Source organism: Nostoc sp. (assembly GCF_036919615.1).
Lineage (GTDB): Bacteria > Cyanobacteriota > Cyanobacteriia > Cyanobacteriales > Nostocaceae > Nostoc.
In genome coordinates this window covers 1-13,674 of record NZ_JBALCN010000005.1, presented here as the reverse complement: position 1 = coordinate 13,674, position 13,674 = coordinate 1, and the positions used below count along the sequence as shown (strand labels likewise).

10 protein-coding genes are annotated in these 13,674 nt (G+C 42.8%); 3 read left to right on the top strand and 7 right to left on the bottom strand.

Annotated features, from left to right (window positions below):
• Positions 1-77: 77 nt before the first annotated feature.
• The 4 genes from V7K48_RS01925 to folK all read right to left on the bottom strand — a co-directional run bounded on the left by V7K48_RS01925 (position 78) and on the right by folK (position 5,446).
• The gene (locus tag V7K48_RS01925) at positions 78-887 is read right to left on the bottom strand and encodes a prohibitin family protein (RefSeq protein WP_335069279.1); all 810 of its coding nucleotides are present in this window, start codon (positions 885-887) and stop codon (positions 78-80) included.
• Positions 888-1,321: 434 nt separating this feature from the next.
• On the bottom strand, positions 1,322-2,878 hold the full coding sequence (locus V7K48_RS01920) for an ammonium transporter (RefSeq protein ID WP_335069091.1): 1,557 nt from the start codon (positions 2,876-2,878) through the stop codon (positions 1,322-1,324).
• Positions 2,879-4,319: 1,441 nt separating this feature from the next.
• Positions 4,320-4,868 (bottom strand): NUDIX hydrolase, encoded by a 549-nt coding sequence (locus V7K48_RS01910; RefSeq protein ID WP_335069087.1) that lies wholly within the window; start codon positions 4,866-4,868, stop codon positions 4,320-4,322.
• 68 nt (positions 4,869-4,936) lie between these two features.
• On the bottom strand, positions 4,937-5,446 hold the full coding sequence (gene folK, locus V7K48_RS01905) for a 2-amino-4-hydroxy-6-hydroxymethyldihydropteridine diphosphokinase (protein ID WP_335069085.1): 510 nt from the start codon (positions 5,444-5,446) through the stop codon (positions 4,937-4,939).
• Between the two features lie 397 nt (positions 5,447-5,843).
• Between folK and V7K48_RS01900 the strand changes: the two genes are divergently transcribed.
• The 3 genes from V7K48_RS01900 to V7K48_RS01890 all read left to right on the top strand — a co-directional run bounded on the left by V7K48_RS01900 (position 5,844) and on the right by V7K48_RS01890 (position 8,953).
• Complete coding sequence (locus tag V7K48_RS01900; RefSeq protein ID WP_442949395.1) at positions 5,844-8,099, top strand: transglycosylase domain-containing protein; 2,256 nt, start codon at positions 5,844-5,846, stop codon at positions 8,097-8,099.
• A 285-nt stretch (positions 8,100-8,384) separates the two neighbouring features.
• The gene (psb35, locus tag V7K48_RS01895; protein ID WP_335069081.1) at positions 8,385-8,615 is read left to right on the top strand and encodes a photosystem II assembly protein Psb35; all 231 of its coding nucleotides are present in this window, start codon (positions 8,385-8,387) and stop codon (positions 8,613-8,615) included.
• Between the two features lie 209 nt (positions 8,616-8,824).
• Complete coding sequence (locus tag V7K48_RS01890; RefSeq protein ID WP_335069079.1) at positions 8,825-8,953, top strand: hypothetical protein; 129 nt, start codon at positions 8,825-8,827, stop codon at positions 8,951-8,953.
• Positions 8,954-9,087: 134 nt separating this feature from the next.
• Here V7K48_RS01890 and V7K48_RS01885 read toward each other — a convergent pair whose 3' ends face one another.
• The 3 genes from V7K48_RS01885 to V7K48_RS01875 all read right to left on the bottom strand — a co-directional run bounded on the left by V7K48_RS01885 (position 9,088) and on the right by V7K48_RS01875 (position 13,038).
• Entirely contained in the window at positions 9,088-9,510 is a 423-nt protein-coding gene (locus V7K48_RS01885; protein ID WP_335069077.1) for a tellurite resistance TerB family protein, read from the bottom strand.
• A gap of 57 nt (positions 9,511-9,567) precedes the next feature.
• Complete coding sequence (locus tag V7K48_RS01880) at positions 9,568-11,058, bottom strand: 16S rRNA (cytosine(967)-C(5))-methyltransferase (protein WP_335069075.1); 1,491 nt, start codon at positions 11,056-11,058, stop codon at positions 9,568-9,570.
• A 528-nt stretch (positions 11,059-11,586) separates the two neighbouring features.
• Positions 11,587-13,038: a glycoside hydrolase 100 family protein gene (locus tag V7K48_RS01875; protein WP_335069277.1), complete on the bottom strand. Its 1,452-nt coding sequence runs from the start codon at positions 13,036-13,038 to the stop codon at positions 11,587-11,589.
• Positions 13,039-13,674 lie beyond the last annotated feature (636 nt).

Below are 13,674 nucleotides of genomic sequence, written 5' to 3'. Positions count from 1 at the left end.
AGAAAGGAATTGGTTCTAGGGGTACACATCTGTGCGCCCCTATGTCTTATTTAGCAAATATTTAGTGAAAAAGAATATCACTTTTCATCAAATTTTAAAATTTCACTTAAATTCAACAATTTTGGAGTTTCCTTACTTACAATTAATGGCAGCTTTCCATTCCATTTTTCTATTGCTTGCCTTTGCAGAATTTCTGGAGTTAAACCGTCACGTAATAATCTGTGTGTCTCAGCCTCTCCTTTTGCTAAATTAACTTTTGCCTCAGCCTCTTTTGTTGCTTTCAGTGCGATAAACTCTGCTTGTTTTGCTTCTTGTTCAGCAATCTGCTTCGCCTCCACCGCCTCACCAAATCGTTCTGAAAAATGGACATGAACTAGAGAAATATCATCAACTGCAACGTGATAGCTACCCAGTCGTGTGGACAAAGCATCATCTACTCCATTTTTGACTTCTCCTCGTTTAGTAATAATTTCTTCAGCAGTATACTTTGCCATTACTGCTTTTAGTACTTCTTCAACTGCTGGGTTAATAATCCGAATAACTACATCTTGTTCATCTCCAATTTCCTGAAAAATAGCATTTGCTTCCTGGGGAATAATATGCCAATTGAGAGCAACATCGGTGAAAACATTTTGTAAATCTTTGGAAGAAGCTTCAGCAGAAATTTCCTGTTTTTGGACTCGAATACTTAACTTTTTCACGGTATTCACTACAGGAATAATTAAGTGAAGTCCTTCTCCTAATATCTGGTTTTGAACTTCGCCAAATTTCATCAATACACCACGTTCACCTGCATTTATAATCACACAAGGCGTGAGAAAGATAGTTATCAGGAACAAAAGAGCAGTCAGTTTACCGGCACTGTTAAAAGTTGTATTTTTTCTCATCTGTGTGAAATATGTATGCGTCTTGCATAGAGACACATATTTAGGAGTTGTAAGCTTCTTCTCGTCATGCTTTGATAACTTTGGCTCTAAGTCAGTTTTCATGTGACTCTAGCCAAGGTAACAAATCAGTATTACTAATAAGTAGCAAGTCCCTGACTGAGCAGTTAATCTGTTCAATGTACAGGCATATAGGTAAGCCACCAATGTGTACTTTACTACCCAAACTTGGAGATAGTGAAGGTTAGGGTAGCTTTATGTTTACTTAAATTACTGTAATAATATCGAAAAACTGTAGTATTTGAAAAGATAAGTTTGCCCCATTAGGCATCGCATCACCCAGACCAGACCATAAAAAAGCCCCACCGAGTCATGGGGATAGGGACTGATGAATTTTTGGCGTGATCTCTCTTTAGAGTGCGCTTGGCGCAAGCTCTCTATCTATTCAATTCTTCTAATGCAGAGCTATCAGGGTTAACTGATGGACTAATCACATATTCAGGGTAGGCTGGTATACCATGCTCGTGTAAATCCAAACCTTCCAATTCGCCTTCTTTCGACACACGCAGTGTCCCTGTCAAATTTACCAAATACATCAACCCCATTGCCACAGCGAATGTAGACACAGCAATGATTAGGTTACCAATAACTTGTGCGCTCAACACTTGTATCCCTCCACCATAAAACAGACCTTTTAATGGTGCAGAGACATCAGGTGAGATAGGGCCAGTCGCGCCAAATTCACCAGTGGCAAACAAGCCCAGCGACCACGTTCCCCAGATTCCGCAAAAACCATGTACAGGAACTGCACCGATGGGGTCGTCAATCCGAAGCCATTCCAAGAGGTCTATTCCTAGAACTACAACTACACCAGCTACCGCTCCAATGATGATAGAACCTGTCGGATTAACCCAATAGCAAGGGCAAGTAATCGCAACCAAGCCCGCCAAGAAACCGTTGACTGTGAAACCCAAATCCCACTTTTTTGTTTTCGGATAAACGAAAAACAGTGCCGACAGACCGCCTGCACATGCTGCCAAGGTAGTATTGGCGGCAACCCGTCCAGTCCCCACAAAGTCCATCGCTGAGAGTGTCGAGCCGGGGTTGAAACCGTACCAGCCGAACCACAGAATCAGACCGCCGGAAGCAGCAATTACAAGGTCATGGGGTAACATCGGGCCGCCACCATCGCGCTTGAACCGACGACCCAAACGCGGGCCAAGGGCGATCGCACCTGCCAGGGCAATGAATCCCCCAATGGTGTGAACAACTGTAGAGCCTGCAAAGTCATGGAAGCCAATTCCCAAGAAAGGTAGGAAACCGTCTTTGCTACCCATTGTTGCCAGAAAACCGTCTGGCCCCCAAGCCCAGTGTCCAATAATTGGGTAGATGAATCCAGAAACGCCAGTGCTGTAGAAAAGATCGCCAATAAACCCTGTCCGCCCAATCATCGCCCCAGAGGTAATTGTCGAGCAGGTGTCTGCAAAGGCGAACTGAAACAGCCAGAATGCCAGAAACGCTACACCTGTACTTTCATAAGTCGAGGGCGCACCTTGCAAGAAGAACCAATTCAGTCCAATCAAGCCGTTACCATGACTGAACATGAAAGCAAAGCCCCAGGCATAGAACAGTAACCCGCAAAGACAAGTGTCAACGATGCACTCCATCAAGACGTTGACGGTTTCACGAGAGCGACAAAAACCTGCTTCTAGCATCGTAAAACCTACCTGCATTGCGAATACTAGGAAGGCGGCTAGTAGGGTCCAGAGGGTATTAATCGGGTTAACAATGTCATTGCCTTTGAGTAATGGATCGGCTGCTAGAGCTGGTGTGACCATTAAATTGGGGATGAAGGCCAATACCATGAACAGCATCATGATCGCCATTGCCTTGCCCAGTAGTAGTAAGTAACCGTAGCGCCTCCATTCTGGGTCACGTAAACGCTGTCTCAATCGTGTCAACTTGTTAACTTGCTGACTTTGCCCAACAGTCATCGGCAATTTCTTCCTTGTGGGGAATTGCTGATGCTTAACCCGGAAAAAGCCTTTCTTGACTGGGGTAGATCCCGCCTTTAGAAAAAAGTTCCAAAAGCTTGTTACTAAATAGAGAATTATATTGAGGTAATTTAGGCTCTTTTTTCCCAAAGAACTACAAGCCTTAAATAAGACAGTTTTTAGTCTGCTTTTCTTGTTATCCACTAAGTAAAACCTCCATCAATGTAAGTATTTTTCAATAACAAAAATCTCAATTCCCAGTCAAGCTGCTGAGGAAGAATATTAAGGTATTGATGCCAAATCAACTTGAGCATGATTGTCTCAAAATCGACAGACCATCACGTTACGATAGTTGCGGCGGCATCAACAATAAAAAAGAAGTTTTTCTGCAAGTCCTTAACCACATTTTTCTAATATTAAAAACACTGATATTGTGAGAAATCTAAATGTTACTTTACAGTAATAAACTAATAAATTTCACTAATTGTTTATTTTTTCCTTTACCAAAACTGTATTAAATAATACAGTTTTGCTGAGGAGTCGCATGAAGTTACTCTGACTACATCACATCTAACAAATGTATCCTTTGTAGTAACAGTATTTACTGATATTAAGATAGAAACATCCAGAATATTGTTAATTTTATATACAAAAAATCAAGAAGTTGTTACTTTTAAGCAAATCAATCTTGTCACATTTTCGTCATAAATTTGTCATAGGTTTGTCAAACAAATATGCAGATATGACTGTTTAGCTGATAAAATCAGCTTATATTTGCAGCACTATTATCTCTTTACAGCTGTAATATTCCCCGTCGTTAAACATTTGAAGTCACGAAAGTTGAGAAGCTCTAAAGCTCATACTCAAGGGGATCATCAAACGAAATCGCTAGCCGTCTAACCCATCCATTAATAGTTCAGATATTTCCAGTTATTAGAAACAAAAGAGCAGTCAGTTTACTGGCACTGTTAAAAGTTGTATTTTATTTATCATCTGTGTGATATATGTATGCATTTAGCATATAGACATTTGCTGGTGTAGGATAAATTCCAATGGCTGCTGCACGCATCGCTGCTCTGCTTTTATCACTATCGGGACGAATTTTTGTTAAAAACTCTTCCCCATCCTGAATTTTTCCCAGAGAGTGGTAGAGCTTCGAGAATAGCCTTCTGTGTGAACGCGTTTAAAAACTGTAATAAAACTATCGCCTAAAACTTCTGGTGTCTACGATGCTTAAGCAACAATCACTTCCGCAATGGCAATACTCATTTGGGTGTCGTCGGTGTAGCTGCCAAAAATGGGTCGAAAACGCAGATGTTCAACGTATCGACTCAAATCGTTGTTAACGATCATCTCGTCAGTATATTCAAAGCCTCCACTGTAGGCATCTGCATAAACGTAGCCCCCGTAGGCATTGCTAACTCTAGCAGCATATTGGTAATTAAACTAAAAACGGACGCGCCAGAAAAAAGCTAGATATGGATTTAGCATCTACCGATTCTCCCTCCAGAATAGCTTTCTCTAATTCTTCAGGAGTCAAAAATACAGTTTCGATATCTTCGTCTCCATCTTGTGGTGGTGGTGTCTCCAGCTTTTCTAAATCTCGCGCCAGAAAAGCATAGATAATCTCATCAGAATAGCCGGGAGCTAGGAAAAACTCGCCTAGTTTGTCCCATTTTTGGGCACTATAGCCAGTTTCTTCTTCAATTTCACGCTGTATTGTCTCTAAAGGCTCTTCATTTGGTTCCACAGTTCCCGCCGGAAATTCTAATATCCGTCCCTGAATTGCAAAACGATACTGGCGCACCAGTACAAGTTTACCCTCTGGCGTCATCGGTACAGCTAGGGCACCACCAGGGTGACGAATACATTCCCATTCTCCTTCCGCTTTATTAGGCAAACGCAAACGATTAACTTCAAAATCAAACTTGCGTCCTTTATAAAACAAGCGTTGTTTCAGCAGTTGCGGTAATTCTCTACCTAATGGCATAGTAAAATCTGATTATCTGTGAATACAGAGGTGAAATCAGTGTTCTTCTGCGTTTAAGGATGGTAATTTTAATTGCCCATCAATAAATGTACATCAGAACAATCTACCTCTTTCAGCAGTTCTTTAATAACACACCCAGAAACTGGTTCTATCCAATCTGGGGCAATTTCTGCCAGTGGTAGTAACACAAAGGCCCGATCCCGCATTCGCGGATGGGGAATCTGGAGGTTTGGTGTATCGACAATCAAGTCATCATATAATAACAAATCCAAATCCAGGGTTCGTGGCCCCCAGCGTTCCTGACGCACACGCCCAAATTGTTGTTCAATTTTTAACAAAATTTCTAATAACTGCTGGGCCTGGATTTCTACCTGTAATGTGATACAGCCATTTAGGTAATCTGGCTGTGGTGGCCCCACAGCTTTGGTTTGGTACCAATTGGATCTGGCTTCTAAGAGAATACCTGGGGTTTGGGCTAAAGTCTCTATAGCTGCTTCTAAAATTGTCTGTGAATCACCGATATTACTACCAAGGGCAAGGGCGCTTCGTCTGGGTGTTACGTAGGTGTAGCTCGCCATAAATATTGCACTCTCCTTAAGTAAGCCGTTTTCTGGCTCTCTTTGCGGATACTCGCTGCATCTGTTCCAGAAAATGCCAATAATATATATTCTGAATAGTTATCAAAATTGCAGCATTTTTACAAAACTAAATTAAATAAATCTAAGAAACATTATTTTTATAGTGAATTTAGTTAATTATTTATAGGATATTATACTAACACAATGATGGTGCGCTAACCCCAAAGCTGATTGATGGTGGTTAGATAATTACTACTTTGAGCGAGGAACTGACGTGGGGAAGCTTACCTCCTGGTTCAAGCGAAAACCAACTAATTTGAGTGACTCTGGACAAGGAGGAACGAATGAGAGCTTACCATCGGCACATGTGGCGCAGACGAGGCAGTTACTGAGCAAAATGAAAATTTTACCTAGGATGAAGTCCAATCAGGCAACTGGCGGTAAACCACTCTATCGTCGCATATGGTTTTGGGTAGGCTTGGGTGTAGGTGGTGGGATAGTTGCCTTGATCTACGGCGTCAGTTTAATAGATCGGACTTTGCCAGATAAGGCACAGTTGAATGCCGTACTGAGAGAGCAAACACTGACCATCAAAGCTGCTGATGGCACCATATTACAACAACAAGGTGAAGCGACTAGAGAACAGCTAAAACTCGAACAAATACCAGATAATTTAAAAAAAGCTTTTATCGCCTCGGAAGATAGAAGGTTTAAGCAACACAACGGAGTTGATCCTCAAGGGATTGTCAGAGCGAGTTTGAATAATTTGCGATCGCAAGGTGTGGTAGAAGGTGGTAGCACCATCACCCAACAGCTAACGCGGATTCTCTTTTTGAAACAAGAACAGACAATCTGGCGCAAACTCAAGGAAGTCCGTTTGGCACAAAAAATGGAGCAAGAACTAACCAAAGATCAGATTCTAGAGCGTTACCTGAATCTGGTTTATTTGGGAGGTGGAGCTTATGGTGTGGCAGATGCAGCCTGGGTATACTTTAGTAAATCGCCAGATCAACTGTCACTCGCCCAAATGGCAACGATTGCTGGATTAGCTCCTGCTCCTAGCTTATACGCCCCAGACAAGAATCCTGAAGCGGCGAAACGGCGGCGAGACTTGGTATTGCTACGGATGCAAGAAGATAAAGTAATTACACCGGAGCAAAGACAGGCAGCCGTTCAGGAGCCACTAACCCTCAAAAGCAGTTCACCTAAGCGAGTACAAGTAGAATCACCCTACTTTACCAGCTATATCCAAAAAGAATTGCCGAAGTACGTTTCTCCTAAGGTGCTAGCAAGTGGGGGTCTAGTAGTAGAAACTACGCTGAATCCGACTTGGCAGAAGGTGGCAGAAGAGGCAGTAGCTAAAACACTGCGAAATCAAGGACGCTGGGAAAACTTTAAGCAAGGAGCAATGGTAGCCATTGACCCCCGTAACGGTGAAATTAAGGCAATGGTTGGGGGAAAAGACTTTGGTAAAAACCAGTTTAATCGGGTTACCCAGGCACAACGGCAGCCAGGATCGACATTTAAAGGGTTTGTATATGCTACTGCGATCGCTAGCGGTAAAAGCCCCTATGATACCTATGAGGATGCACCCCTTGTGGTAGATGGGTATGAACCAAAAAACTATGGTGAAAACTTCCACGGCTCAATGAACATGCGAGATGCCCTCACCCGCTCTATCAATATTATTGCGGTGAAGGTGCTGATTGATGTGGGATTTACGCCAACGATTAAACTTGCCCATGATATGGGGATAAAATCTGAACTCAAGCCCACCTATTCCTTGGCTCTCGGCTCCAATGAAGTCAATTTGCTAGAGTTAACCAGCGCTTATGGTAGCTTTGCAACTCAAGGAATGCATACAGAGCCTCACGGTATTACTCGCATCCTCAACCGCCAAGGCAAGGTGATCTGGTCAGCTAATTTCAAGTCTAAACAGGCCCTTGACACTGACAGTGCCGCGATCATGACTTGGATGCTACGCAACGTCGTGGAAGCGGGGACTGGTGGTGCTGCCCAATTAGATAATAGACCAGTTGCTGGCAAGACCGGCACCTCTGATGAAGCCCGCGATTTGTGGTTTATTGGCTACATTCCCCAGATGGTGACAGGGGTTTGGCTAGGTAACGATGACAACCACCCCACAGACGGCAGCAGTGGTAGTGCCGCTTACACCTGGCACGAATTTATGGAAAAAGCGGTAGAGGGGATGCCCGTAGAAAAGTTTCCCAAACGACCCAAGTTAGAAGGTCGCAAAGGCACCATCAAAGCCCAGACCATCAAGCCCAAACAAGTGCTGAATCATTCTCTTGACTCGGATGATAACTCAGAAGGGGAAAGTTCTAGAAATTCTGAAGATAGTGGTTCATCTAGGAGACATAGAAGCAGGAGAAGCTATTCTCAAGAAGAACAGCAATCCAGCGATTCTACCTCAAGACGGAGAAGGCGCGATCGCAGCGAAGAATCAAGTTCCAGTAATTCTTCCTCAGAATCATCTACTCCACGGCGGCGCTCTAGAAGAGTAGAATCTGATTCTCCTTCTTCTTCCCCGCCTCGAAGAACTCGGCGATCTTTGCCTCCCCCAAATAGTTCTGGTTCTTCAGGTTCATCATCACAGCCTAGCTGGCGGGATAAACTTAGACCTCCTCAGTAATGAGGAGTGGGCATTGGGCATGGGGAAGAGACAAGGGAGACAAGGAAGAGAGGGAAGACAAGGGAGAGACTTATTCAATAATTCCCCCTTGTCCCCCTTGTCCCCCTTGTCCCCCTTGTCCCCCACCCTGCGGGAAGCTAAAGCTACATCTCCCCCTACCCCCTGCCCCCTGCTTTTTCCTGTGCAATATCAAGTTGCTCAAATTAAACTATGGGGGGATGTCAAGTGATACGCTCATTTTATAGTGTGTCAAGTACTGTTACTTAACATTTGGAGAATATACTCATGCATATATTGATGCAGGCAGCAGATTCAGTCGCAACAGGTGGTGGTCAATTTCCTTTTGCTTTCACCCTGGTGTATGTCGTTGGTTTTATTGCTGCTGTAACCATTGGTTCAATAGCTTGGTACAACTCGAAACGCCCCGCAGGTTGGGAAAGCAAAGAACGTCCTGATATTGTGCCTAAGATTGATAAAGAAGAAACTCCCGGTGTGGGTGAACCGAAGTCAAAGTAGTGATGAGTCACCGTTCGCCCTTGGTGTCTCCCCTTCTCTACGAGACGCTACGCGAAGGGAAAAAATTTCATCGGCCACCGAACTTCTGAGCGCCAACTTCCGGCGCTCAGAGTCAAGGGAAGCCGCCGCTCAAACTTCTTGCTGAGTGCTAAGTGATGAGTCACCGTTCGCCCTTGGCATCTCCCCTTGGGTAAAAGTTCAGTTTGGCGTTGGCGCAGCCAGACGCTGGCGGACTCGCTAACGCTGTGCTATCGGCCCAAGCCGCCGCTCGGACTTCTCGCGCTCGTTTAATTGCCAAACTTTTAACAATTCAAAATTCACGCATTCAAACATTTTAGATATTTTCAGACGGGGATTTAAACCCCGACTGAAACTGGTGCTACATGTAGACGTAGGGGTCTTAAACCCTTTAATTTACGATAAATCATCTAAAGACGCGATTCTTCGCGTCTTGGCAACTCATAACTCCCTGTTAGTTTTGCACTTCAACCCAACGGCGGTAAAGCTTTTGAATTTGTTTGAGAAGTGCATTGTGAGTCGGTTGAGTTAACTCATTCGGCTTCGCTATATCCTGCAATTCCGTCAAGAGTCTGGCTTCTTCGACGGCAACTTCACCATCGCTATAAATTAAGCCACTGATGGCTTCAATCAGATTTTCACAATCTTCAAGGCTGGGGCGATCGCCTAAATACTCCCGCACCCAGTCATAGCACTCTTTTGGTTGTACAGGAATTAATTCGTACAGCCAAGGCTTAATTTCTGGATCGTTAGCCAAGCCTTTTGCTTGAGCTATTTCGCGCAGATATTGCCGTTCTTCTGGCTGGATTCTGCCATCGATCCAGGCTGCTCCAATCAGGATTTTAACTAAGTTTTTCACATTGGAATCGGTAACCATTGCTGCCTCCTCTGGTAGATTCAGGCCTCCATCAAATCGTACAATCCTAAACAGTATTCACTCGGAATTATTGGTTTTTCTTAAGCGCACCATAAAAAAGCCATCCATGTCCTGTCGATGGGGCCAGACTTTAAACCAACCTTGAGGCGTGGTATGGGCAGAATAAGGTGACTCAAGACCTCTGGGAGACTCAATTTCCCAATCAGGTGACTCAGCTAAAAATGCCGAAATTACTTGTTCATTTTCTGCTGGATGTAATGTACAGGTGGCATAAACTAGTACACCACCCGGTTTGACAAAAGTAGATGTATGTGTTAATAGTTCTTTTTGCAGCACCGAAAGTTCTCGGACAGATTCTGGTGTCTGTCGCCAACGAGCATCAGCATGACGGTGCATGGTTCCTAACCCAGAACATGGAGCATCAAGCAATACGCGGTCTGCGGTATTTTTAAATTGGTTGAAGTGGCGACTGTCACCAGTGTAAATTTGAATAGATTGTAAATTCAGCCGTTGAGAATTTTCTTGGAGTTTGCGAAGACGAGAAGGAGTGCGATCGCCAGCCCAAATTTCTCCCTTATCTGCCATCAATTCAGCGATGTGGGTTGTTTTCCCCCCTGGTGCAGCACACACATCAATTACCACCTCACCTGGCTGGGGGTCGAGCAAATGACTTACCAATTGGGCACTACTATCTTGTACAGTCCACCAACCTTCTCTGAAACCCGGTAGTTTTTGAATTGACCCAGCACTACCAATCAATCGTAGCGCTTGGGGTAAATGAGGAATTCGTCTCACCAAAATACCAGCAGATTGCAAAGCCGCCTCAACTTCCTCGATTGAAGTGCGAAGCGGGTTGATACGCAAGTCGATTGTTGGTGATTGGTTCATCCATTCACATAATTGTTCTGTCTGGGCAAAATCCAATTGTTCTAACCAAACTTGAATCATCCAGTCAGGAAAGCTGTGTAAAATCCCCAAGCGTTTTACCTGACAATTCACCTCATCTGGAACGGAACCTAACCCCCCAACCCCCTTCCCTACAAGAGAAGGGGAAGAATTCAAAGCCTTTTCCCTTTTAGGAGAGAGGTTTTCCAAATCGGGTGAAAAGTCAAAACGTTCCACTAAGTTTTCTGGAAATTGTAACGGATCTCCCTTTATCTTCTCTGCAAGGCGGATGTACTGGCGTAATACACCATTAACAAAACCTGTGAGTCCAGAAAAACCGTTTTCTTTAGCGAGCTGGACGGTGGTATTAACAGCAGCTGAGGCGGGGATACGCTGTTGATAACGCAGTTGGTATAAACCTAGATGTAGGATGCTGCGAAGGTCTTTTGGTTGTTGGTGAGATTTTTTTTGAGCGAGTTGATCGATGAGAGTATCAAGAGTGCGCTGCCTTCTGACACTGCCATAAACCAATTCTGTCAGTAGGCGGCGATCGCTATCAGCCAAATTAACTTTTTGCAGCACTCTATCTAAGGCAACATCAGCATAAGCCCCCTTATGAACATCTCGCAGGGCGATAAAAGCTAGTTGACGGGGGTTTGTCATGGAAACATAATTCAGGAGTCAGGAGGCTTTTGTATTTTAACTCCCAACTCTTTACTAATTCGTAATTCGTAATTGTCGGGTTTAATTCTCTCTTGTTTCAATACCTTAGCCAAAAAAAGAAGTAGTCTAGTTTTTGCCGAAATAGGTCAACACAAGACCATGCTTGATTATTAGGCAAAACGTCAAATCTTAGTCCAGATGTACACGATTTTCATTATTATTTCCACACAAACCATACAGGATTTTATTGGCTCAGTTTTTTGTCATCCAGCAAAATTTGGGTTAAGGATTTTTGGTACTGATTTTTGACCTGTAGAGACGCGAAATTTCGCGTCTCTACCAAGGATTTTGGGCTTAACTGAACAGTATTGCGACTGGAAGTGTCTTTAATTACGAATTACGTTAGTGTAACAGTAGCTAGTCTGCGTACCCCTGTGGGGAAGCAAGCTACACGTAGCGTCTGTCTGCGACACGCTGCGCGAACGTAGAGAGAGTCATGAGAAATTACGAATTATTTTAACTTCCCTATCAAGTCATATACGGGTCTACAGTAGCGATTTCAAGCTCACATGCTCTAGAAACTTGTTCTGCTGGTAATTTCCCAAAGCTGATTAATGGTAAATATGTGGGGTTTGCCATCAGTTGTTTTGCTAATAAAAACCCAGTAATTGTCCAAGTTTGATATTTCCTAGCTTGTTTTCCAATCAGTCGCCCTTTCTTACCGTCGTAATACTCTGGCCATTCATCTGTACTGAGGCGTCCTTGGGCAGTTTCAATAGCCTTTTGTGCAAGACTCATTTTGTTAGTTTTCACAGCCGCAGCTGCTAACATCCACATTAAGACTGGCCAACTACCAGCATTATGATACGACCAGGGGATATTTTTGGGGTCACATCCAGTTACAATTCTGTATTCTTCATGTTCTAAAGCTGGGAAACAAATTTTCATTGGCATATCTCCCACCAAGTCATCCCATCGTTCCTCAATGAGAGTCATAATCGCTTGTGATTGTTCTTCAGTGGCTAAGTCTGAAATGATCGCCATTAAGTTTCCGAGTGAAAAGAAGCGAGTATCTAGCTGCGACGGCCCGACATTACCTGCTAGATAACCACCTTTTTTTGGCAGCCACTTATCTAATTCATAATAGGGAACAGAATCTACATATATGTTGAACAAATTAACAGCACCCTTGCCATATTCTTCACTTTTGAAGCGATAAATTGCATTCAAGCGATTAATATCTATCCAATAATGCTGGCGAATATGAGCACATAAAAGAGGCAATCGGTTATCAATGGCTGCAACAATATCAGAATTTCCTTGACAAATTAGCAGTTCACGAGATGCACGCAATGCCGTGTAAAAAAGAACTTGTAGTTCTAGAGGATGTCCATAAATGCCCATACGACGGTCAATCATACAAGCACCATCTGGAACCAACAGCGTTGGGTACATATCAAAACGATTTGCTAAGCAGATTTCCATAATTAACCTGATCCCATTTTGAAATTCAGGTTGATAGGCTAAAGAAAAATCTTCTGTGGCGACTACATAAGCACGCAATAAAATAATCCACCATAGGCAAGAATCTACAGGTGTAACTCTAGCGATCGCATGTTCACCAAAGTCTGCTTCTAAATATTCTTGCCCATTTTCTGATACAACTTTAAAGCTAGCTGGTATTAATCCTCGTCCCGGCTTATAGGCATCTAATGCCTTTTCTTTCGGCTGTAACTTTAAGGTTTCTTCTAAGAAATTACGAACAATATCTGTTCTACCTTTGATCAGAAAAATTAGACCGGCAGAGACAAAATCCCTAACAAAGCACTGATCATAATTAAGCGCCGCTACAGATTCATCATAAGCAGCTACTGTACCAACGGGGCGGCCTTGATAGTAGAGAATTGATTTTTCTAGTGTTTGCCACGCTTGTTCCACTTCTTTTAAATTTTCAGTAGTTTCCAATTCGTTTAGGTGCATCGCCAGAATAACTCCATTTGGGTTGTGAATTTGTGGTAGATGCGTCTTCATTTATTATTTTTGCTATTCTCAGCATAACAAAAACGCTTCTTTGAATAGCAAATATAATTTGCAGAAAAATTAATCAACTAACTATAAACAAATCTGCTGACATTTATGTAGCTTTCTTGCTAATTAATTTGCTTATATTCGATTACTCTTTGGGTTAATTATAGTTGTTGCTCTTCACTACAAGCAGTAATATAATTATTAAAAATATTCACACAAGATATATTTTTAGATTATTTATTGTTCCGTTTAATATCCGGAATCTTTGCTTTACTAAACAAAAATATATCTTCAGTCCTGTTTAGGGTTTGCGTGAAGTTAAAACTGGTTGCAGTATATTTACTTGAGCCGGATTATTTTTTGACACTAAGAGGTCAGATTATTCCCCCATAATCTAATAATTTAGAACTTTTTTTCAGAATATGCAAGATGAATGGTTGAGAAAATTAAGATATCAATACTTCTGAAAAGTTATATCTTTTGCCCTTCTGACAGATCTGACTTTTCACGGGATGTGGAAAAGGGGATTGGTTCGCGATAGCTCATCGCGAACCAATCCTTTGGACTTAAGATGATTTGCGTCCTTTA

What these genes read in the sequence shown, in the direction of transcription:
- V7K48_RS01885 (WP_335069077.1), bottom strand. Translation starts at nt 9,510, where the DNA reads ATGGTTACCGATTCCAATGTGAAAAACTTAGTTAAAATCCTGATTGGA.
- V7K48_RS01900 (WP_442949395.1), top strand. Translation starts at nt 5,844, where the DNA reads ATGAAAATTTTACCTAGGATGAAGTCCAATCAGGCAACTGGCGGTAAA.
- V7K48_RS01875 (WP_335069277.1), bottom strand. Translation starts at nt 13,038, where the DNA reads ATGCACCTAAACGAATTGGAAACTACTGAAAATTTAAAAGAAGTGGAA.
- V7K48_RS01880 (WP_335069075.1), bottom strand. Translation starts at nt 11,058, where the DNA reads ATGACAAACCCCCGTCAACTAGCTTTTATCGCCCTGCGAGATGTTCAT.
- psb35 (WP_335069081.1), top strand. Translation starts at nt 8,385, where the DNA reads ATGCATATATTGATGCAGGCAGCAGATTCAGTCGCAACAGGTGGTGGT.
- folK (WP_335069085.1), bottom strand. Translation starts at nt 5,446, where the DNA reads ATGGCGAGCTACACCTACGTAACACCCAGACGAAGCGCCCTTGCCCTT.
- V7K48_RS01910 (WP_335069087.1), bottom strand. Translation starts at nt 4,868, where the DNA reads ATGCCATTAGGTAGAGAATTACCGCAACTGCTGAAACAACGCTTGTTT.
- V7K48_RS01920 (WP_335069091.1), bottom strand. Translation starts at nt 2,878, where the DNA reads ATGACTGTTGGGCAAAGTCAGCAAGTTAACAAGTTGACACGATTGAGA.
- V7K48_RS01925 (WP_335069279.1), bottom strand. Translation starts at nt 887, where the DNA reads ATGAGAAAAAATACAACTTTTAACAGTGCCGGTAAACTGACTGCTCTT.